The organism is Bacillus sp. NEB1478, from assembly GCF_031582965.1.
In the GTDB taxonomy this organism is placed as follows: Bacteria; Bacillota; Bacilli; order Bacillales; family Fictibacillaceae; genus Fictibacillus.
Window position 1 is genome coordinate 641,286 of sequence record NZ_CP134049.1, and the last position, 21,791, is coordinate 663,076.

General features: G+C 37.8%; 19 protein-coding genes. 16 read left to right on the forward strand and 3 right to left on the reverse strand.

The window, feature by feature from the left end; translation table 11 throughout:
• Positions 1-134: 134 nt before the first annotated feature.
• The 6 genes from mtnK (at position 135) to argH (ending at position 6,134) form a co-directional block, all read left to right on the forward strand.
• Positions 135-1,361: an S-methyl-5-thioribose kinase gene (gene mtnK / locus RGB74_RS03015; protein ID WP_310761517.1), complete on the forward strand. Its 1,227-nt coding sequence runs from the start codon at positions 135-137 to the stop codon at positions 1,359-1,361.
• Positions 1,362-2,429 carry an S-methyl-5-thioribose-1-phosphate isomerase gene (gene mtnA, locus RGB74_RS03020; RefSeq protein WP_310761518.1) on the forward strand — a complete coding sequence of 356 codons (1,068 nt, stop codon included), beginning with the start codon at positions 1,362-1,364 and terminating at the stop codon, positions 2,427-2,429. It abuts the gene before it with no gap.
• Complete coding sequence (locus RGB74_RS03025; RefSeq protein ID WP_310761519.1) at positions 2,413-3,063, forward strand: L-fuculose-phosphate aldolase; 651 nt, start codon at positions 2,413-2,415, stop codon at positions 3,061-3,063. Before mtnA ends, RGB74_RS03025 begins: the two co-directional genes overlap by 17 nt.
• Positions 3,064-3,369: 306 nt before the next feature.
• Positions 3,370-3,576, forward strand: coding sequence for a hypothetical protein (locus tag RGB74_RS03030; RefSeq protein WP_310761520.1), 207 nt, complete (start codon positions 3,370-3,372; stop codon positions 3,574-3,576).
• Positions 3,577-3,817: 241 nt separating this feature from the next.
• Entirely contained in the window at positions 3,818-4,342 is a 525-nt protein-coding gene (locus RGB74_RS03035) for a type 1 glutamine amidotransferase domain-containing protein (RefSeq protein WP_310761521.1), read from the forward strand.
• Positions 4,343-4,619: 277 nt separating this feature from the next.
• Complete coding sequence (argH, locus tag RGB74_RS03040) at positions 4,620-6,134, forward strand: argininosuccinate lyase (RefSeq protein WP_310762778.1); 1,515 nt, start codon at positions 4,620-4,622, stop codon at positions 6,132-6,134.
• Positions 6,135-6,169: 35 nt separating this feature from the next.
• Here the strand turns inward: argH and RGB74_RS03045 are convergent, their stop codons facing one another.
• Positions 6,170-6,589 (reverse strand): organic hydroperoxide resistance protein, encoded by a 420-nt coding sequence (locus RGB74_RS03045; protein ID WP_310761522.1) that lies wholly within the window; start codon positions 6,587-6,589, stop codon positions 6,170-6,172.
• 172 nt (positions 6,590-6,761) lie between these two features.
• Here RGB74_RS03045 and RGB74_RS03050 point away from each other — a divergent pair, with 172 nt between their 5' ends.
• The 3 genes from RGB74_RS03050 (at position 6,762) to RGB74_RS03060 (ending at position 8,437) form a co-directional block, all read left to right on the forward strand.
• Positions 6,762-7,547 (forward strand): SGNH/GDSL hydrolase family protein, encoded by a 786-nt coding sequence (locus RGB74_RS03050; RefSeq protein ID WP_310761523.1) that lies wholly within the window; start codon positions 6,762-6,764, stop codon positions 7,545-7,547.
• 106 nt (positions 7,548-7,653) lie between these two features.
• Positions 7,654-8,145, forward strand: a complete 492-nt coding sequence (locus RGB74_RS03055) for a VanZ family protein (protein WP_310761524.1) — start codon at positions 7,654-7,656, stop codon at positions 8,143-8,145.
• 49 nt (positions 8,146-8,194) lie between these two features.
• The gene (locus RGB74_RS03060; protein WP_310761525.1) at positions 8,195-8,437 is read left to right on the forward strand and encodes a DUF2584 family protein; all 243 of its coding nucleotides are present in this window, start codon (positions 8,195-8,197) and stop codon (positions 8,435-8,437) included.
• A gap of 182 nt (positions 8,438-8,619) precedes the next feature.
• Here RGB74_RS03060 and RGB74_RS03065 read toward each other — a convergent pair whose 3' ends face one another.
• Positions 8,620-8,802 (reverse strand): hypothetical protein, encoded by a 183-nt coding sequence (locus RGB74_RS03065; protein WP_310761526.1) that lies wholly within the window; start codon positions 8,800-8,802, stop codon positions 8,620-8,622.
• Between the two features lie 14 nt (positions 8,803-8,816).
• Positions 8,817-9,581: a C39 family peptidase gene (locus RGB74_RS03070; protein WP_310761527.1), complete on the reverse strand. Its 765-nt coding sequence runs from the start codon at positions 9,579-9,581 to the stop codon at positions 8,817-8,819.
• A 194-nt stretch (positions 9,582-9,775) separates the two neighbouring features.
• On the opposite strand from RGB74_RS03070, the gene RGB74_RS03075 reads away from it, so the two are divergent.
• The 7 genes from RGB74_RS03075 (at position 9,776) to RGB74_RS03105 (ending at position 21,675) form a co-directional block, all read left to right on the forward strand.
• Complete coding sequence (locus RGB74_RS03075; RefSeq protein ID WP_310761528.1) at positions 9,776-11,074, forward strand: C40 family peptidase; 1,299 nt, start codon at positions 9,776-9,778, stop codon at positions 11,072-11,074.
• Between the two features lie 302 nt (positions 11,075-11,376).
• Entirely contained in the window at positions 11,377-13,386 is a 2,010-nt protein-coding gene (locus RGB74_RS03080) for a penicillin-binding transpeptidase domain-containing protein (RefSeq protein ID WP_310761529.1), read from the forward strand.
• A gap of 153 nt (positions 13,387-13,539) precedes the next feature.
• Positions 13,540-15,522 (forward strand): cell wall-binding repeat-containing protein, encoded by a 1,983-nt coding sequence (locus RGB74_RS03085; protein ID WP_310761530.1) that lies wholly within the window; start codon positions 13,540-13,542, stop codon positions 15,520-15,522.
• A gap of 257 nt (positions 15,523-15,779) precedes the next feature.
• Positions 15,780-16,652, forward strand: a complete 873-nt coding sequence (locus RGB74_RS03090; RefSeq protein WP_310761531.1) for a C40 family peptidase — start codon at positions 15,780-15,782, stop codon at positions 16,650-16,652.
• 167 nt (positions 16,653-16,819) lie between these two features.
• On the forward strand, positions 16,820-17,833 hold the full coding sequence (gene galE, locus RGB74_RS03095; RefSeq protein ID WP_310761532.1) for a UDP-glucose 4-epimerase GalE: 1,014 nt from the start codon (positions 16,820-16,822) through the stop codon (positions 17,831-17,833).
• Positions 17,834-17,944: 111 nt separating this feature from the next.
• Entirely contained in the window at positions 17,945-19,810 is a 1,866-nt protein-coding gene (locus RGB74_RS03100; protein ID WP_310761533.1) for an LTA synthase family protein, read from the forward strand.
• A 194-nt stretch (positions 19,811-20,004) separates the two neighbouring features.
• Positions 20,005-21,675 (forward strand): N-acetylmuramoyl-L-alanine amidase, encoded by a 1,671-nt coding sequence (locus RGB74_RS03105; RefSeq protein ID WP_310761534.1) that lies wholly within the window; start codon positions 20,005-20,007, stop codon positions 21,673-21,675.
• Positions 21,676-21,791 lie beyond the last annotated feature (116 nt).

Consider the following 21,791-nt stretch of genomic DNA (forward strand, 5'->3'; position numbering starts at 1 on the left):
ATATCGAGGGAGGAAAGAGAAGATAGTTGCTTATGTTTTTCAATTGACTTACATGTCTCCAAGTTATATCTTGATAATGTATATTGTAAGCGCTTTCTTTAATGGTTGAGCGCTAAGATTGAGGGGGAAGCTGGATGTCGCGTTTTTCTGCGTATTTTTTAATGAATTCATCAGATGTTATAGAATTTGTAAAAGAAAAACTTACTATTTTCCAAAGTGATGCGGAGCTGGTATGTAAAGAGATCGGCGATGGAAACTTGAACTATGTGTTTCGTGTTGTGGATGAAAAGCACGGTACTTCAGTCATTGTTAAACAAGCCGGGCACACCGCTCGAATTTCGGATGAGTTCAAGCTTTCAACAGACCGCATCCGCATTGAATCCAATGTCCTTCAGCTGCAAGATCAATTATCGCCGGGATTGGTTCCGACTGTTTATTTGTTCGATGAAGCGATGGGATGCTGCGTAATGGAGGATCTTTCGGAGTATACGATTATGAGGACGGCGCTTCTCAACCATGAAACATTCCCGGCGTTTGCGGACCACATCACGACATTCATGGTGCAAAATCTGCTTTTAACTTCAGACGTGGTCATGGAACATAAAGAGAAAAAAAGACTTGTACAGAATTACATAAACACAGAGCTTTGTGAGATTACCGAAGACCTCGTGTACACGGAGCCATTTTACGATCAAAACAACAGAAATGATCTCACAGCCGGAAACGAAGAGTGGATTCGGTCTACCATTTATAACGATAAAGAATTAAAATTAGAAGCGGCAAAGCTTAAATTTAGTTTTATGAATCATGCGCAGTCTTTATTGCACGGTGATCTTCATACTGGTTCTATTTTTATCTCGAAAGACCGTACAAAAGTGATTGATCCAGAGTTTGCCTTTTATGGACCTATGGGGTATGACATCGGAAACGTAATAGCTAATCTTTTCTTTGCATGGGCAAACGGACGGGCTCACGGAAATACCGAATTTACCGCTTGGGTTGAAAAAACGATTGAACAGGTAATCGATCTATTTAAGGAAAAATTCCTCACTCAATGGGAGAACCATGTGACGGAACTGACAGCGAAACAGCCAGCTTTTAAAGAGTGGTACCTTCAAGAAGTTTTAGCAGATACAGCTGCTGTCACGGGTCTCGAACTCGTTAGAAGAATAATAGGATTGGCAAAAGTGAAAGATATTACGTCTATTTCAGACTCAGATCAACGAATCGAAGCTGAGCGTATTTGTTTAACCGCAGCAATTTCGTTTATTAAAAAACGTGCCCTTCATTCAAACGGGAAAGATTTTATTGCAACGATGATGGAAGCAGAAAAAATGGTGAAAGGCTCAAAGGTGATGTAAATGACAGAACAATTAATACCGATTCAGTGGAAAGACGGCGAGCTCATCTTGCTCGACCAAACAACTCTTCCAAACGAAATACGATATGATTCCTATCAAACCATCGAAAGTGTGTGGGATGCGATTGTAACGATGAAAGTGCGCGGTGCTCCGGCAATCGGTGTGTCAGCCGCATACGGACTTTATTTAGGAGTAAAAAATGCTCCAGAAAACAGCTGCGACGAATTTTTCGCAATCCTAAAAGAAAAATCCGATTATCTCGCGACTTCAAGACCAACAGCGGTCAACCTTTTTTGGGCATTAGAGCGTATGGAAGAGAAAGCGAACTCGCTTGCTCATTTAAAAGTTTCCGAGATCAAAAACGAACTTCTTCAAGAAGCGATCGCCATTCATAAAGAAGACGAAGAGATCAACCGCATGATCGGTGAACATCTCCTAACCCTTTTATCCGATGGAATGGGCATCTTAACGCACTGCAATGCTGGGGCGCTTGCCACTACGAAGTATGGAACGGCGACTTCTCCGATGTACCTTGCAAAAGAAAAAGGCTGGGACATCAAAGTTTACGCTGATGAAACACGTCCGCGCCTCCAAGGATCAACACTAACTGCACTGGAACTTCAAAGAGCGGGAATCGATGTTACAGTGATTACAGATAACATGGCGGCGATGGTCATGTCACAAGGTAAAATTCAGGCAGTTATCGTCGGTTGTGACCGAGTGGCAGCGAATGGTGATGCTGCGAATAAAATCGGTACGATGGGTGTCGCCATTTTAGCGAAAAACTTTGATATTCCTTTTTACGTAGCGGCACCAACACCAACGATCGATCTCCGGACACCGACAGGCAAGGAAATTCCGATTGAAGAACGCGGGGAGGAAGAAGTGACGAACCGCTTTGGCGTCTACACTGCACCAAAAGGCGTAAAGGTATATAACCCGGCGTTTGATGTGACTCCAAACGAATTCATCACAGCAATCGTTACGGAAAAAGGAATCGTTCAGGCACCATACGAAGAAAATCTGCAAAAACTGTTTAAAGGAGCACCTGATGCTATTACAACATGAACGTGAACAAGTCGTCTATTACTGCCAGCAAATGATTCAGCGCGGACTCACAAAAGGAACGGGCGGGAACATTAGTATTTTTAATCGTGATAGTGGATTGATCGCGATCAGCCCAAGCGGAATCGACTATGATGTGATGACGGCTGAAGATGTGGTCGTTGTGGATTTAGACGGCGAGGCCATGGATGGTGACCGTAAACCATCAAGCGAATTATCGATGCACTCCATTTTTTATAAGCGAAGAGATGACATCAACGCGGTCGTTCACACACATTCACCGTTCGCAACAACGATATCCGCTATGCGTTGGGATCTTCCAGCCGTTTCTTACCTCGTGGCACACGCTGGCAGAGATGTCCGTTGCGCCGAGTATGCGAGTTTCGGAACGCCGGAACTTGCAGAAAATGCGTTTAACGCAATGGAAAACCGCAAGGCGGTATTGCTGGCGAATCATGGTTTCCTTTCAGGCGCACAGAACATAGCCAACGCATTTAACATCGCAGAAGAAATCGAGTTCTGCTGTGAAATTTATTACCGGACGAAATGCATTGGCGAACCCGTTATTTTAGATGATGAAGAAATGGAACTCATGACAGAAAAATTCAAAGAATACGGGCAGAAAACCACATCTTAAAGGTGTGGTTTTTTAAACATTTGTATAACTTTGGCAGGAGAATTAAGGATAGGACTTTGATATAGTAAATGGTCTATGACTTTATATAAAGAGGTGATTTTTATGTCAAAAAATGTTAACAAAGAAAATGAAATGGAAAAAATGTATGAAGAAATGATTAAAATTGCAAAAAATATATTGCATGATATTGAAGAAATAAAAAAAATCATTAGAAGTTAATAATATCAAAATTAAACATTTGTTTAATTTTCACAGAAGTAATAGGTTGTAAACTTTGATAAACTAGAATAAAAGGAGGTGGAAAGTATGAGCGATAAAGAAATGCTGGAATTGCTAGTGAAATTGACTAAACAAAACCAACAAGGAATTTTAGAATTACAAAAAGATGTAACTGACTTAAAAAAAAGTGTAACAAACATTGAAGAAAACATGGTTCGGAAAAATGATCTTAAGTATTATGAATTTAAAATTGCCGAGCATGACCGTGAAATCATTCAATTGAAACAAAATTAACTCCTTAAGAAAGCCTCATGCTTAATCCCACATACCGGGTTGAAAAATTCATAAAACACAAAGAAACCCGGACAAATAATCCGGGTTTTAACTTATTATTTTTAAACATATGTTTAAATTCCGCCTTTCAATTAACCTTATATCTTGAGTTTTGCTGACTGAAGTTTGTAAAACGTTTTTATGGGAAAAGTGATAGAGTATATGTAAATAGCTAGTTTAGTCATTGGAGGTGCTGTTAAACATGCGTTTAAAAGATAAAAAAGTAATCAGCTTTGTTCATCATGATTTTGAAGATCTGGAGCTGTGGTATCCGATTCTTCGATTGCGTGAAGAAGGTGCGATCGTTGAGCTTGTGGGTGAAAAGGCAGGGGAAACATACATTGGAAAATACGGTGTTCCAGCTGAAGCTGACTATGCATTTGGTGATGTAAATCCTGCAGATTATGACGCCATCCTCGTTCCGGGGGGATGGGCGCCGGACAAGCTGCGCCGTTTTCCGGAAGTGTTAGAGATGGTGCAGTATATGGAGAATAATAAGAAACCGATCGGCCAAATCTGTCACGCCGGCTGGGTGCTGGTTTCAGCAAAAGTGCTGAACGGAAAAAAAGTTACAAGTACACCGGGCATTAAGGATGACATGGAAAACGCAGGTGCAGAATGGATCGATGAACCTGTAGTCGTTGATGGCCATCTTGTTTCGAGCCGCCGGCCACCAGATCTACCGGATTATATGAGAGAATTTGTAGAGGTTTTGGCTGAAAAGTAGATATTAAGTTAAATAACGAATGGGCTGACCTAATTTAGGTGAGCCTTTTTTTATTTTTTTGAACTTGGATAAAAAAAGAGTTTTATGTGGCGTTGTGAATGTTTTATGGGGATTCGAAAGGTGTTTATTTAGCTTCACGAGGCATTTATGTGGAATCGTGTAACAGCAAAAATAACACGTACCGTAAACCGCTACCTGAGTACCCAATCCCAAACCCATACATAAACTATATATTAATTTGTTTTACGTCCGAATCGCCTTTCAATAAGGAGAGAAAATCATGCCTGATAAGGATTCATTCATAAAAGGGGAAGGTACTTGTTTTCCCGGTAAAACGTATGTTGAGCAATTGCTTCGTCCTGTCTTTAATGATCAGCGTGACTTTTTATTTAAACAAATGTTTGAAATTCATCGTGCTCATGTGGTGATGCTTACAGAGCAATCGATCCTCGATAAAAAAGAAGCAGGACATATTTTGAAGGCGGTCGAGAAGGTCGCCAAAATCGACTGTCGAAAACTCGAATACGATCCGCAATTTGAAGATTTGTTTTTTATGATGGAACACCGAATCAGTAGCGAAATTGGTCCAGAACTTGCGGGGAACATCCATATTGCAAGGAGCCGAAACGACATGGGTGTCGCCATGTACAGACTTGTCCTGCGGAATCACATTCTTAACCTAATTCAAAGCTCACAACTGTTAGCAGATGCCTTACTCGAACAAATCCACAAGCATGCCGAAACCATCATGACCGCTTATACCCATACGCAGCCCGCACAGCCTACAACACTCGGTCATTATTTAACCGCTATATTTGATGTTCTCATTCGCGATTTGAAAAGATTGTGGAGCGCATATGATACCGTGAATCGTTCTCCATTAGGGGCCGCTGCCTTATCCACTACGGGGTTTCCGATCAATAGAAAAAGAGTATGTGAGCTTCTCGGGTTTCATGATCTTGTGGAAAATTCGTATGATAGCATTGCCGGCGCCGATTATTTACTGGAATCAGCGACATCCGTCCTAACGATGATGGTCAATTGCGGCAGGTGGATTCAAGACTTCCTTCAGCTTGCGACCCGTGAATTCGGTTTGGTCCGAGTAGCTGATCCTTATGTCCAGATCAGCAGCATTATGCCGCAAAAAAGAAACCCCGTATCCATCGAGCATTCGCGCTCATTGGCGAGCAGTTCAGCAGGAGAAGCAACTGCTGCCATCCAGATGATCCACAACACTCCTTTTGGAGACATCGTAGATACCGAGGATGACTTGCAGCCTCATCTGTATCGGAGTTTTGAAAAAGCGAACCGGGTTATCCATCTGATGCATGCAGTCATTCGAACGATGGAAGTCGATAAAGAAGCCGCTTTAAACCGAGCAAAAACGGGTTGCATAACGATCACCGAGCTTGCGGATATACTCACACGCGAAAAACAAGTTCCTTTCCGGCTGGCGCATCAAATTGCCAGTACGATCGCAAATGAATGCACACTCTGCAACATCGAGCTGAGCGATCTTCCGCTTAAACGGGCAAATGAAATCATCACCAAAAATGCAAATGCATTACTGACCCAACAAGAATGGAATCGAGCAGTGTGTCCGATCGATTTCGTTAACCGGCGAACAATACAAGGCGGACCAAATCCGGATGAAGTAAGAAGAATGGCAGATGAACGAGGGAAAGAATTAATGAATAGTAAGAATCGGTTCAAAAAGGAAATCACACGATTAAAAGAGGCGAAAAACGGATTAAACGAAGCGGTTAAGAGGTTAATAAATGAAAATAAATAAAAACCAGGCCATCTTCAGCCTGGTTTTACCACTTATTAGATTGCTTTTGGTCTTAATTCCACATCAATATTTCCACGAGTGGCTTTTGAATAAGGACAAACTTTATGAGCTTCCTTCGCCAATTCTTCTGCTTCTTCCTGTGTAACGCCATTGATCTCTATATTTAATACAGCGGCGATTTTAAATCCTCCATCTGCCTCGTCTTTCAAAAAACTAATTTCAGCAGTAGTGGTGGAGTCGATATTTTTTTTCATTTTCTTAGCAACTAAATTCAGCGCTCCGTCATAACACGATGAATAAGTAGCCGCAAACAGTTCTTCTGGATTCGTACCTTTTTTATCTGTTTTTTCAGTTGGCATAACGAGATCGACATCAATTAAACCATCGCCAGATGTCACGTGGCCATTACGTCCGCCCTTCGCTTTTGCTGTACCTTTGAATAATGCTTCGCCCATTACAAAATCACTCCTTAGAGAATTCGTTTACCTGTACCTTTTTTAATATTCCTTTCGTGAATTTATTTAAACATGACGGCATTCGATACCCTTCTGCATTTTTCAACATTTTCTTGTATTAGAAAATTTTACCCATTATGATAGTAGTTAGATTATATAAGGGGTGAGACGGTTGAAACGATTTTTAACTGTGTTCATCATACTAATATGTTTTCTTAGTGTGATAGGCGGACATTTTTACTATAATTACAAACTTGAGAAGACTGCTCATGCTGCAAAGTTAAAGATGAAAAATGAACCTGAAGTGCAGCCTCAAACGAAAAGTACAGCTGTTCAAAAACAGACAAGCGACCATTTTACAAACGCTCCAAATGGCATCGCTGAACGATATCAAAAGAAAAAAGAAGCTGGGGAAGCGTTAACTTTTACACTCGTAGGGTCAAACCTGACTTCTGCAGAACCAGGATCATGGGTAAAACTTTTTACTGATAAAATGATGGCTTCATACGGAAAAGACATCTCAATCACAACAACCAGCTTCGGTGAACAAACTAGCTTGGAATTTCCAAAAGAACAGAGTTATAAAGATTTAATCAAACAGAAATCTGATATCGTTCTCATTGAACCAGTATTGTTGAACGATAATAACGAGATCGTTCCCATGAAGGATACTCTATATGTACTTGATCAAATGATTACAGCTATAAAAGCAGCGAATCCCGAGGCGATCATTTTGCTCCAGCCACCGAATCCAATCCATAAGCCGCAAACATATGCGATCCAGGTTAAGGATTTAGAAAAGTATGCATCTGAAAATGAGATTCCTTATGTGGACCATTGGGTTGCTTGGCCAGATGTTAATTCAGAAGAGATTTATAATTATGTCACAAAAAACTATGAGCCTAACGAAAAAGGAAACACAATTTGGGCAGAATATATGTTTAATTTATTTAAATAGAATGTGAGAAATCCTGCTGATTACGGCAGGGTTTTTTATGACTAAATGTGATAAGGACTTAATGTGATAAGATAGTATCATTCCGAATATAAACAGGTGATTAACGATGAAAAAATTCTTCATTTATTGGCTTCCCGTCTTATTATGGGCTGGGATGATTTTTTATGCGAGCTCGCAGCCTTATGAAAAGCAGGATTTGCGGCCAACGATCTCACAATTTTTAGATATGGATTTTATAAGCTCACTATTTTCTTCGACTGTCTTTAATTATGCAGGTGATGAAGTTAGTATCGAGAAATTAGGACCAGCTCAATTTATCGAGTTTTTTATTCGAAAAGCAGCGCATTTCTCAGTATATTTTGGTTTAGGATTCTTATTATTCCGTGCCCTAAAATTAAATTTAAACAAAGGTTTAACTTTTATTACGTCGCTCGTTTTAGCGATCCTTTATGCAGCTTCAGACGAATTTCATCAAAGCTTTACAGTTAACCGTACACCACATGTTGAAGATGTCATGATCGATTCAGTCGGTGCATTTATAGGGATAACGATCGCGCTGTTCATTTATAGAAATTTTCACCGAAATCGAACCATTTAGAAACACGGAGTGCTACAATAAAAAGAAAAACTAATTTGAAGGTGATACTATGCAAATGCCGATTACGGTGCATTCCAACGTTGTTACGGGTGGAAAGGAAAAACGCATTGAAGGAAACAAATTTCAAATTACACTTTCCGGCTATCAGCTTTTTATTTTAGATCATCCATTTACATTACAAAAAAACGAAAACAGCTCCCCGACTGGGAAAGCTGTTGTAAAAGAGTTAACGTGGAAGGAAGACACCACACGACTTGTCTATGAATTGATTGATCTTCACAGTGTTAACTAATGGAAATGAAGCAAGATAAAAAGAAAAAGAAAGACCCAGGAGTTTTTCGAGAGTTTTTATTGGATATAAGAGACTACGCCATATTTGAAATCATTTTTGAAATTCTATGGGCGATTCTATCCTTTATTCCTCGGTTGCTCCTTCGTTTGATCAAACATCTTTACTAAAAGCACTGGGCCGTCTCAGTGCTTTTTATCGTTCATTTCAGATTTTCTTTTATAAAAGAAACGTAAGAGAATGGCGATGAGTAAGCCGGTAAAATAAACGATGTCTTTAGTAACATCATTAAATGAAATAAACCACGACAGTATCGAAAAAGTAAATAGTACTCCTAATAGAACTAAAAATGCAGTTGACCTGCTCAAACTATCTCCTCCCATTAATGAATGGTTATCGCTTGTGACCCCATCTGCTCCCATGCTTTTTGAAAAGCATCTTTCGGCAACTTCCGATTGGGTTTATTAACTAATGGATCGTTAATATAAACATTTTCCTCATCAAATCCTGTAATCACAACAGAATGTTCTTTCCATGTAATCTGAACTTTTCCTGATGGCGTGTTCCATGTACGGAACTCATTTTCTGGCAACTTCTTAAAAGTGGCATTCGTAATAATCCAAACGGGCTTGCCCTTTTCAATATTTCGAAGTACATCCTTAAATGATTGTCCGCTGATATCTTTTATTCTATCTGGTAAATATTTCTCTCCTAAAGAGGCTATTGGTTTATGATAGACGCCATATCCCATTTTATCAAACGTATAAATGTCTCCAACAAATCCGTCATTCGGGTTTCCGTAATAATAGACACCGTTCTTATGTTCATACGGTGTGTCTAGTTTCTTGATCTTTTTGGCTAACTCCATTTTATCTACATCGACCTTTGCGTATTGCAGTAGCATGGCTAAAGATGTAACCTCACAGCCTCGATCCAGTTCTGGCATTTGCATAATCAAAGGAACATTTTTAATTAAGGTTACGCCATTCTCCTTTGTTACATTTGCTTTGTCTTGATTAGTATTTTTGTTTGAAAGCAGTGTATCCATTTTTCCTTCTTCTTGCGCTTCCGTTTTTTTATCTTGGTAGTAGCCATAGAAAGCTCCGACCATAAAAGCGAGGACTAGAATGAAAAGTAATTTTTTCAAGATAAGCTCCTTTGAAATTTACTATTTTCTTTAATATTACCAAAACATGTGAAACTTTAAGCATATTATGGTATTTCTCACACTTTTGCCCTATTTTTTATTTTCGTCATTTTTTGTTGTTCTTTTTATATATTTTAGAAGGAAATTGTCGATATAAAACGAAAGAGAAAGTAAATTAGAAAAAGGAGGAAAAAATGGAAAACACAGTTGTAAAAAAGTTAGTCATGACTTCTGCTTTTGCTGGTGCTTTTTTAGCTGTTCCTCTTGTTGGTGAAGCCTCTTTAGGTGATACAACACTTAAACAGGGAATCACCCATAGCGATGTAAAAGAACTGCAATTTTTACTAAAAGAAAAAGGGTATTTCAAAGATCCAGAAACCACGACGTATTTTGGTCCTGTTACGAAGCAAGCGGTAATGGATTTTCAGAAAGCGAACGGTCTGGTTGTCGACGGTATAGTCGGTAAAAAAACGTACGGAAAACTGCTGGAAAAATCCTATCAAGAAGAGAAACCCGCAACGAACGTGGTTGTGCCGAAGCCGCCTGTTAAAGTTACAGAAGCTTCTACTAAAGTATTAAAGTTAGAATCTACTGGGCAAGATGTGGTGAATCTTCAAACCGATTTAAAATTTTTAGGCTTTTTTACCTTTTATAAAGTTACAGATTACTATGGTCCAATTACGACTGAAGCTGTTCGTAAGTTTCAAATCAGCCAAAAGCTTAAAGCGACAGGAGTTGCAGATGCAACGACATTAGATCGTCTTCAAAAAGCTGTTGCGGAAAAGAAAAATCCAGCTCCACCAAAACCAGCACCAGCACCAGCACCTGCGCCAAAACCAGAACCAACACCGGCACCACCAACACAAAGCACACCACCTCAGTCTTCAACGAAAGACTTGAAGTTCGGGATGAGAAGTGCTGAAGTTATCAAACTGCAAACACGACTTAAGAACCTTGGCTTTTTTACATATCCGATGATTACCGACTATTTTGGTACCGTAACAGAGGAAAGTGTTGAAAAGTTTCAAAAAACGTACGGACTGCCTGTGACAGGAATTGTGAACAATACCTTTTTGACCAAACTGGATGAAGTGGAAAAGCAAAAAGGAAAAACACCGAAAACGGCAGATCAGATCACGATTAATGTTATCGCGAATGCTGCAGAATTAATGGGTACTCCTTATCAATGGGGCGGGACTACTCCAAACGGATTTGACTGCAGCGGTTTCATTCAATATGTATTTGCAAAAGAAGGCGTACAGCTTCCGAGAACCGTTGCTCAAATGTGGAATGCGACGAGTTCAGTAAAAGAACCTGCTGTAGGAGATCTGGTCTTTTTTGAAACGTATACTTCAGGTCCTTCACATCTAGGAATCTATATTGGCAACAACCAGTTCGTTCATAGTGGGTCCAGTACTGGTGTTACATTAAGTAATATCACATATAAGTATTGGCAAGACCGCTATCTTGGATCAAAGCACATTAACTATTAAAAGAACAAACAAGCACCTGTAGAGCCCTAAAACTCTAAAGGTGTTTTTTTCGTCATGAGTTTATCAGTCATATATTGCCATAACATTTGTTATACTAGCAGTTAGAGTGATTTACTTTCTTTATCATGGGCTGTTTTGGTATACTTTGTTTTTATTTAAGAAGAGACTAGTGGATGATTTCCGCTTCAATCTACTTTTTATTTACTTTAAAAAGAACTCTTAAATAACAAAAATCCTTTAGAAAACAGTCTTATCTTTAAACAAATGTTTAAATTTACTAGAGTTTTGAAAGGAGAAATGGTTTGAAGAATTTTTATAAAATGATTGTAATGGCCGTACTATGTTTCGGGCTATTGACGGCATGTTCTGAGCCGCCGAAGCCGGAGAATACATTGAGAAAGTATTTAAGTTCATGGCAGAAACAAGATTTTGACAAAATGTATGAAATGCTAGATTCTGAATCTCAAAAAGAAATAACGAAGGAAGAATTCGTAAAACGCTACAAAGGCATCTATGGGGGAATAGAAGCTACTAATCTAGCCATTCAAATGAAAAAGCAAAAGACAAAGGATGAGGATGAAAGCGAGAAAGTCACTCTTCCTTACACGGTTAAGATGGATACGCTCGCAGGTCCGATCTCCTATACACATAAAATGGGCATGAAACTCGTGGAAGATAAAGATACGCAAGAATGGAAGATTCAGTGGAATCCCTCACACATCTTCCCTGAGATGAAAAAAGGGGATACGATCTCGGCTTCGACGATCTCTCCAAAACGAGGAGCGATTGTAGACCGTGAAGGAAATCCGCTCGCTTTTGATGGGGAAGCATACGAGGTGCTGATCGTTCCTCAGGAGCTACCGAAAGATAAAAACAAAACAATCATACCGTTAGCTAAAATTTTAGGCATGTCTCCAGAAGAAATTGAAGCAAAATTAAATCAATCATGGGTTAAGCCTGAATACAGTGTTCCAATTAAAAAAATGGCAACGGATGACCCAAATATCCACAAGGCAGTGGCATTGGATGGAGTAAAGTCTCAGAAAAAAGAAACGCGTCTATATCCTTTAAAAGAAGCAGCAGCGCATCTTACAGGCTATATCGGCCCTGTGAATGCAGAAGAACTAAAGAATCTTAAAGGAAAAGGATACTCCTCACAAGATTCGATTGGAAAAGCAGGTCTGGAACAAGTATATGAAGATCAACTACGAGGAACAAGCGGCGGGACGATTAAGATTTTAAACAGTAAAAAAGAAGAAAAATCAACTCTTGCCGAAAGCGATGTTGTGAATGGAAAAGACGTCAAGACTACGATTAATAGTCAAGTTCAACATTCCATCTACAATCAGTTAAAAGGGGATATTGGCACGTCTTCCGCGATCCACCCAAAAACGGGGGAAGTATTGGCGTTAGTGAACAGTCCTTCTTATGATCCGAATCAGTATACATTTGGAATATCGAGGGAGTTGAGAAACAAGTGGGCGAGCGATCCAAACAATCCTAAGATGAACCGGTTTAGATACACGTTCGCACCTGGTTCGACACTCAAACCAGTAACAGCAGCAATCGGGCTGGAAAACGGTACACTCGATCCAAATAAGGTATTTCAGATAAAAGGAAAGACGTGGCAGAAAGATGCATCTTGGGGCAAGTATCATGTGACCCGAGTTAGCGATGTACCAGCTGTGAATTTAGAAAAAGCGCTGATCTACTCAGATAATATTTATTTTGCGCAGCAAGCTCTTAAACTGGGACAAGAAAAATTTGTGAGCGGGCTGAAGAAATTTGGATTCGGTGAGAAGCTGCCAATCTCATTTCCGTTTGGCAACTCAACGATCGGTGAAGAAGGCATGAGTGAAGTACAACTCGCAGACAGCGGCTATGGCCAAGGAAAGATCCAGATGAGTGCCCTTCATTTAGGATTAGCTTACACACCATTTATCAACAATGGTAACTTGATCGCTCCAAAATTAGATCAAGCGAAAACAGGTTCTGCTATCTGGAAGGAAAATGTCATTTCACCAGAAACAGCCCAACTCATTAATGCGGATCTTGTAAAAGTGGTAACCAATCCAAAAGGAACCGCACATGCCGCAGCCATGCCGAAACTGCCGCTCGCTGGTAAGACAGGAACAGCAGAACTAAAAGCGACAAAAGGCGAAAAAGGGAAAGAACTTGGCTGGTTCGTAGCATATAACACCCAGAACCCATCACTTTTAGTAACAATGATGGTCGAAAGCGTAGAAGACAGAGGCGGCAGCCATTACCTTGTACCTAAAGTGAAAAAAGTATTTGAAGAAAACATAAAATAAATTTCCTAAAACCTCCTTTAATGGGAGGTTTTATTTTATACTATTATTATTGTGCAAAATATTAATTTTGGGATGGTTTATTAGATTTCTTCATTTTCCTTTAATTAATAGACTTGCAGAAAAGATTACCAGTATATGTAAAGGGAGATATAAATGAAAAAAATAGCACTGTGTTTGTTATTGATCACTGTTTTCTTTTCACAAATTAATAATGTTAATGCTGATAGTAAGCAAGAAGATGTAATTATCTTATTCAATAAAGAAATTAATAAAGATATCGTAGAAAAAAATGGTGGCCGAGTTAAACATACGTTTAAACAGCTTCCGATGGTAACAGCAACAATTCCAGCGAACAAGTTAACTCTATTAAAAAATGATTCTAGTATTAAATCTGTACAAATCAATCAAAAAATTCAAGCTGAAGGACAAGTTGTTGATTGGGGAATTAACAAAACGGCTACTCCAAGGGCTTGGAGTTCTAATTTTACAGGTAAAGGTGTAAAGATTGCCATTCTTGATACAGGTATATCACCACATAATGATCTTCAAATTTCTGGTGGTGTTTCTTTTAAATCCTATACGAAATCATATTATGACGATAACGGACATGGCACACATATGGCAGGCATTATCGGTGCGAAAAATAATAGTTTTGGTTCTGTTGGAATTGCACCAAACGCAAGTCTTTATGCTGTGAAAGTTCTTGATAAAACAGGTGAAGGTGAAATTGATACCCTTATAAAAGGGATTGAATGGTCCATTACTAATAAGATGGATATTATTAACCTCAGTCTTTCACTAGAAGAACAAGTAGATTCACAAGCATTAAGAGCGGTTTTACAAAAAGCTTATAATAGCGGCATTCTTATTGTAGGTGCAGCAGGTAATCATGGCAGATCTAACGGCAGTGGAGATACGGTAGAATATCCTGCTCGCTACAATACTGTCATTGCAGCAGCAGCAATAGATTCTTCAAATAGAAGATTAACAAATTCAGCAACAGGATCAACTGTTGAGATTTCAGCACCAGGTGGAAACATCTATAGTACGTATTTAAATAATGGATATGCGAGAATGAGCGGAACTTCAGTTGCTTCTTCTTTTGTAACGGGAGATCTTGCACTCTTAAAAGAGCGCTATCCAGGTGCTTCCAACAGTACACTTCGTTCCAAATTACAAGAGCTTACATTGGAGCTTGGTGCAAACGGGAAAGATCCTTTTTACGGCTATGGTTTAATTCAATCACCATCCAATAAAGGAAAAGTACAAAGATTAGCAGGGAAAAACCGTTTTGAGGTAGCTGTAAATGTGGCTGAAAGAGGATTTGCTTCTGACAGTAGCAGTAATATCGTAATAATAGCAAATCACGACGCTTTTGCAGATGCGCTTGCAGCATCGCCATTAGCTTATCAGTATAATGCACCTATTTTGCTCACCCAAGCAGATAAACTAACTACAGAAACGAAGAATGAAATCACTAAGCTGAATCCAGAAGAGGTAATAGTAGTTGGAGGAAGTGGAAGTGTATCTAATAAGGTTTTCAATGAAGTAGATTCATTGGTAAAAAACGTTAGAAGAATCGCTGGCAAAGACCGCTTCGAAGTTTCTTTTAACATTGCAAAAGAAATTGGTGGAGCAGAAACAGCCATTGTTGCAAATGGCTTAAACTTTCCTGATGCACTTGCAATCGCACCATATGCAGCAAGAAATAAATTTCCTATATTGCTAACTATACCAAATCGATTGCCTGCTGAAACAAGCAATGCTTTACAGGGTGTTAAAAAGACAATCGTAGTTGGCGGACCTGCAAGTGTGAGTGAAGACGTATATAAGCATTTACCTAATCCAATGAGAATTGGCGGTAAAAATCGTTTTGAAGTTTCGACTAATATTATTAAAGACCTAAGATTACCTGCGAATCAGGCCTTTTTGGCTACAGGTCTGACTTTTGCTGATGCTCTTACAGGATCAGTCTTAGCTGCTAAAAATAATGCGCCTTTATTACTAACAGGAAGAGATCGATTACCTGACATTGTTTCGACATTGGTAAAAGAAAAAGGAACGTTACAAATGACTATATTAGGCGGAAATGGTTCAGTTTCTGGGGCTATTCAAACAAGATTGGAAAATCAATAATATCACTAGAAAACGACAGTTTTTATCAAATTGTTACAAAAATTACAAAAATGACGTCGGATATGTAATAAACATGTAATAAAATGACATGGATAAATATGCTACCATAGACATAGGGCGATGGGGTCAAGAAAAAGGTAGAAACATACATTACATATCCGATTTTAACTAATACTTATTTACTAATCTACTAATGCAACTTGAACCCAATTGGTTAAACGGAAACATAACATAATCAATTGGAGGTACATACATTCATGAAGAAGAAAGTTATGTCTTTAGCACTAGCAGCAGGAGTAATATTGTCAAACGGCGGTTTAGTACATGCTTCACTTGGTGATGACATTATTAACACTGGGGATAATTATTTAGGAACACCTTATAGATATGGATCAGCATTTGGAAACACAAGCTCATTCGATTGTTCTTCTTTTACATCTTACGTTTTTTCAAAACATGGGATTACTCTTCCTAGAACAAGTGTTGGACAAGCATCAGTAGGAACGGCTGTTTCTAAAGCTAACCTTCAAAAAGGTGATCTTGTATTCTATGACACTGATTTTAATGGCACAATTAACCATGTAGGTATCTATGCTGGAAATGGACAAATGTTGAATGCACAAGGAAAAGGTGTTGCATTTGCGGATGCTTTTTCACCATATTACTGGGGATCTCGTTATGTAACAGCTAGACGAGTAATCAACAATAAAGCAGAAGCAGCTAAAGTGGTTGCTGCAGCTCCAAAACCAACAGTGGTCTATAATGCTGATGGTTCTGTACAGTCTCGTGTACATAAGGTTCAAAAGGGAGATACTCTTTGGGGGATCAGCCGTAAGTACAACACGACTGTTGCAAACATTCAAAAGTTAAACTTATTAAAGTCTACTAATCTTTATATTGGTCAATCATTAAAAGTGAGCGGACAAACATCTGCAGCTACTAAAACTGTGAGTGCTCCTCCAACAAAAGTTGCTTCAGCTTCAGCAACTATTACTTATACAGTAAAATCAGGTAATACACTTTGGGGAATCAGCCACAGCTACGGTATAACAGTAAAACAATTAGTAGATAGCAATAACTTGAAATCTAACAAGATCTATCCGGGTCAAAAACTAAAAATTGTAAAATAATAATACAAACAGCTCTCAATAGGGCTGTTTTTTCTTTTAGATTCTTTTAAACTATTCCCACTTTAATCGTTTAGTAAACATTCAATGTAATTTTATGTACTTCTTTAGTTTGTCTCTGTTAAAATGGGAATAATAGATTTTAGTTAATAATTGGGGGTATATGAAAAATGGCCATACTCGTTACAGGTGGAGCGGGATACATAGGAAGTCATACTGTTGTTGAGTTATTAAATCAAGGTTTCGAAGTTATTGTAGTAGATAATTATGCGAATAGTAAACCAGAAGTGATTAATCGTATTCAAAAAATTACAGGGAAAGAAATTAAATCCTATCATGCGGATCTTCTAGATAAAGAAAGTCTCTCAAAAGTGTTTGAAGAAAACCAAATAGAAGCGGTTGTTCATTTTGCAGGATTAAAAGCTGTAGGTGAATCTGTAGCCAAACCTCTTTTCTATTATCATAATAACATTACCGGAACACTTGTATTAAGTGAAGTAATGAAAGAACACGGTGTTAAGAAAATGGTATTCAGTTCATCAGCGACTGTGTATGGTACAGCGGATACAGTCCCGTTAACAGAAGATACTCCACTAGGCGCGACAAATCCATACGGATGGACAAAGTTAATGCTTGAGCAAATCTTTAGAGATCTTTATGTTTCGGATAATGAGTGGAGTATTGCTTTACTTCGTTATTTCAACCCGGTTGGGGCTCATGAAAGTGGGCTTATTGGTGAAAATCCAAGTGGAATCCCTAACAATTTAACTCCTTATATTACACAAGTTGCTGTCGGCAAACTTGATAAATTGAAAGTGTTTGGCGATGATTATGATACACAAGATGGTACTGGTGTACGTGACTATATCCATGTTGTGGATTTAGCAAAAGGGCACCTTAAGGCTCTGGATAAAGTTTTAACAAATGATGGAGTTGACGCTTATAATTTAGGTACAGGTAAAGGTTATAGTGTTTTAGACATCGTTAAAACATTCGAAAGTGTTACAGGAATTACAATACCGTATGAAATTACAGACCGCCGACCTGGGGATATTGCTGTCAGCTATGCAGACCCATCAAAAGCAAAACATGAACTTGGATGGGCAGCTGAACATACGCTTGAAGATATGCTTCGTGATTCTTGGAATTGGCAGGAAAATAATAAAAATGGATATGGCAACTAAATAAAAAGGACAGTCGATTAATCGGCTGTCTTTTTTTTCCTTTAATTTTCAAGTGAAATAGTTTAACATTAAATGGTGCTTTTATTAATTTTTGAAAGGTTTGATTATGGTTTGTATAAAAAAATGATAGGACATCCTATCTTTATTTATTCCCTTGTTATATTTTTAAAGTTGTTGGCCATTAGATATATATTATTTGGTGAAATGAATCCCCTTCATTCTCTCATGTATGATATGCCTTTTTTTCTCCTTTTTATATCGCTTGCCATTCTAATTCCATTTGGAAAGAAGTTTAATTTATTAGTAGTTAATTTAATAGTAAGTATTTTCTTTTTTGTTTTAATTGTGTATGTAAAATACTATCAAATACTGCCCACTTATTTCGATTTATTCCAGGTTAATCAACTAGGCACAGTAAAAGAAGATGTTTTTGATCTAATTAAACCTGAATATTTTACTGTATTTATTGATGTTTTGTTACTGTTTGTTATTACAGTGATTAGTAAGAGGAAAATTGAAGTAAGAGCAAGTTTATTTTCTGGAATCGTTTTAGTTTGTATCTTTGGGATTTCAATACAATTCTATTTAAATAAAAATGAACAAATAACGGATGTTATTGCTTTAGCAAATGACAAAGGACTCTTACAGTATGAATTGATTCAATATTATCAAGATAAGACTTTACCTGCACTTGCTAGTTCTGAGGGAATCTCAAACGAAAAGATTTACTCATTGAAGAATATTGAAGAATTGAATCAAAAGGACTTAAACTATTTCGGTGCTGCCAAAAATAAAAATGTTATCATCATTCAATTAGAGTCCTTTCAAGATATGTTGATAAATTTAAAAGTGGAAGGTCAGGAAATCACTCCAACGCTAAACCGCTTGTCGAAAGAAAGCTTTTACTTCAACAACATCTATCAGCAAATTGGTGCTGGAAATACGTCTGATGCAGAGTTTTTAATTAATACGTCTCTTTATCCTGCAGGGAATAAGCCATCATCAAAAGTGTATGAGAACAAAATTATTCCTAGCTTGCCACGGCTGCTTAACCGAGAAGGTTATTATACATCCACATTTCATGCTGATAATGTTGAATATTGGAACCGAATTAAGCTTTACCCCGCATTAGGTTTTGATAAATATTATGAAGAAGAATTCTTTGGGAAAAAGGACCTTGTTGGATTCGGTCCATCAGATGAAGTCTTATATGAGAAGACACTTGAGGAGTTAGTCCATTTAAATGAAAAGCATGGCCGTATTTATTCTCATGTTTTGAGTATGACGAGCCATACACCATTCGAACTGCCAAAAGATAAGCAGTTAATAAAATTATCATCAATGTATCAGGATACTAAGATTGGAAATTACCTTACAGCTACCCATTATGCTGACTATGCTTTAGGAAAATTTATTGATGGCCTGAAGCAAAAAGGTATATGGAACGACTCCATTATAGCTATTTACGGTGATCACTCAGGATATCATCCCAAGCCAGAAGATACTAAAGACAAGGAATTAATTAAAAAGCTTTTAGGTCATCCTTATGGACTTGTCGACCGATTTAATATACCTTTACTTATCCATATACCCGGTGATTATAAAAAGGAATTTACTCATGTTGGCGGACAAATTGATATTATGCCAACAATCACGAACTTATTAGGAATTGAACTTCAAGATCAAATTCACTTTGGGCAGGACTTACTAAACTATCCAAACCAAAACTTATTAGGTATGAGATACTATCTACCAGCAGGTTCTTATATTGACAAAGACTTTCTATTTGTTAATCGTGAAACAGTAGGCAGAGGACAAGTTTTCAATATGCAAAGTAAAACTGCCGTAACAAATCCAAGTTCATTTTATGAAGTAAATAGTGAGTCCGAGCAGAAAAAAGAAACGATTTTAAAGCTCCTAAACTTAGCAGATTATTATTTGAATAATTTACCCGATCAAAATGAAAAGCCTTTTTAACTAAGGAAATGGCTCAAAAGTGGAAAAAACTGCTTTTGAGTTATTTTTTTTTTTAGAAATAAAAAAATTCACATATTTCTCGTAATCTTCCTTTTAACAACCTCAATTTCAATAGGAAAATTCCCTTAATATTATTAACAAATTTTTTCAATAAACGTTATAATTAACAAGTAAAACAATTTTTAGGGGGAAATATGAAAAAAAAGTTTAGTATTTTATTAGTTTTAGTCATGATGATAATGTCTAACTCTGTAGTCAGTGCTAGTAATGCAACTGTAGAACGTATTGACGGAAGAGACCGTTTTGATGTAGCAGTAAACGTTTCAAAAAAAGGCTGGGCTGGCGGCAATTCAACTGTTCTAATCGTTAATTACGAGGCTTTTGCAGATGCGTTATCTGCATCGCCATTTGCATATAAAGTAAATGCACCTATTCTATTAACGAACCCTGGTCAGCTAAACGCTAAAACAGAAGCAGAAATTAAAAGATTGAAAGCTACAAAAGCTATCATCATTGGCGGAACTGGCAGTGTGAGCCAAAAGGTCGTTTCCAGACTCTCATCACTTCATGTGAAAGTTGAAAGAATTGGCGGGGCTGACCGATTTGAAGTAGCTTATAATGTTTCTAGAAAACTAGGGGCTGAGGGGAAAGTCATCATTACAAATGGAACAACTTTTGCAGATGCCTTAAGTATTTCTCCGTATGCTTCCAAACATCAATATCCAATCCTTTTATCTACGAGAGACAATCTGCCTACTAAAACCCAACTAGCAATTAAAGAAAAAAATCCGCAGCAAACGATTATTGTAGGGGGAACAGGCAGTGTATCATCCGCAATCGAGAAAAAGCTAAAGAATCCGTACCGAGTTGGTGGAAAAGACCGATTCGAAGTTGCTGTTAATGTGGCGAAAAAGTTTAACTTACCAACAACAAAAGTTGCAATTTCAAACGGAATGACATTTGCTGATGCGTTAACAGGTTCAGTTTTGGCTACTAAGCAAAACATGCCATTATTATTAACACAGGCAAATAAAATTCCACCCGTTACAAAACAATTTATTGATAGCAAACAGGTTAGTAGTTTTATAGTTTTCGGTGGGACTGGATCTGTAAACAGTTCAGTTGTTTCTCAATTGAAAAATGAGCTCCCATTAGCTGGCAAGCGAATTGTTCTAGATGCTGGACATGGCGGTTCAGATCCGGGAGCTGTAAACGGCAAGTATTATGAAAAGAATTTAAATCGAGATTTCACAAAATTACTTGCAGGACATTTAAAAGAGCTAGGTGCTGAAGTAATTTATACTCGTGACCCTTCTAATGACCGCTATATTTCTTTAGAAGACAGAGCGATATTTGCAAACAATAAAAAAGCTGATTTGTTTATTAGTATTCATCATGATTCTTCTGTCGATAAGTCAGCTACAGGACAAAGTGTTCACTACAGCAGCTATCGTCCTGCAATTGAAACAAAAGATGCGTACGTGAAATATCGTGGAAAAACGTATCCTTTTGTTAGAGAAGATACGGAACAAAAATTGTTTTATTATAGAGACGGGAATATAACGAAGAGTATGAGTTATCAAGGAGATATCATAGCGTATGATACGATTTCACCGTCTCCAGCAGCTGTAACAAGTTCTAAACTTGCACCACAAGTATCAAGTGCTGTTAAATATAACGGAATAGGTTCTGGATACATTAAAGATCATAACTTATATGTAACAAGATGGACTAAAATGCCATCTATCCTTATAGAATTAGGGTATATTTCAAATAGTAAAGAATTATCTTTACTCTCACAAAAAAGCGTACAAAATAATAGAAGTTTATCGCTGGCAAAAGCGGTTGAAAATTTTTACAGATAATCACTTTATAAAAGAGTAGTATTAAACACTTGTTTAATACTACTCTTTTTAACAGTTATACCAATAAATTAAATATATTGTAATTTTATGTATACATCCTTACCGGTAGCTATTAT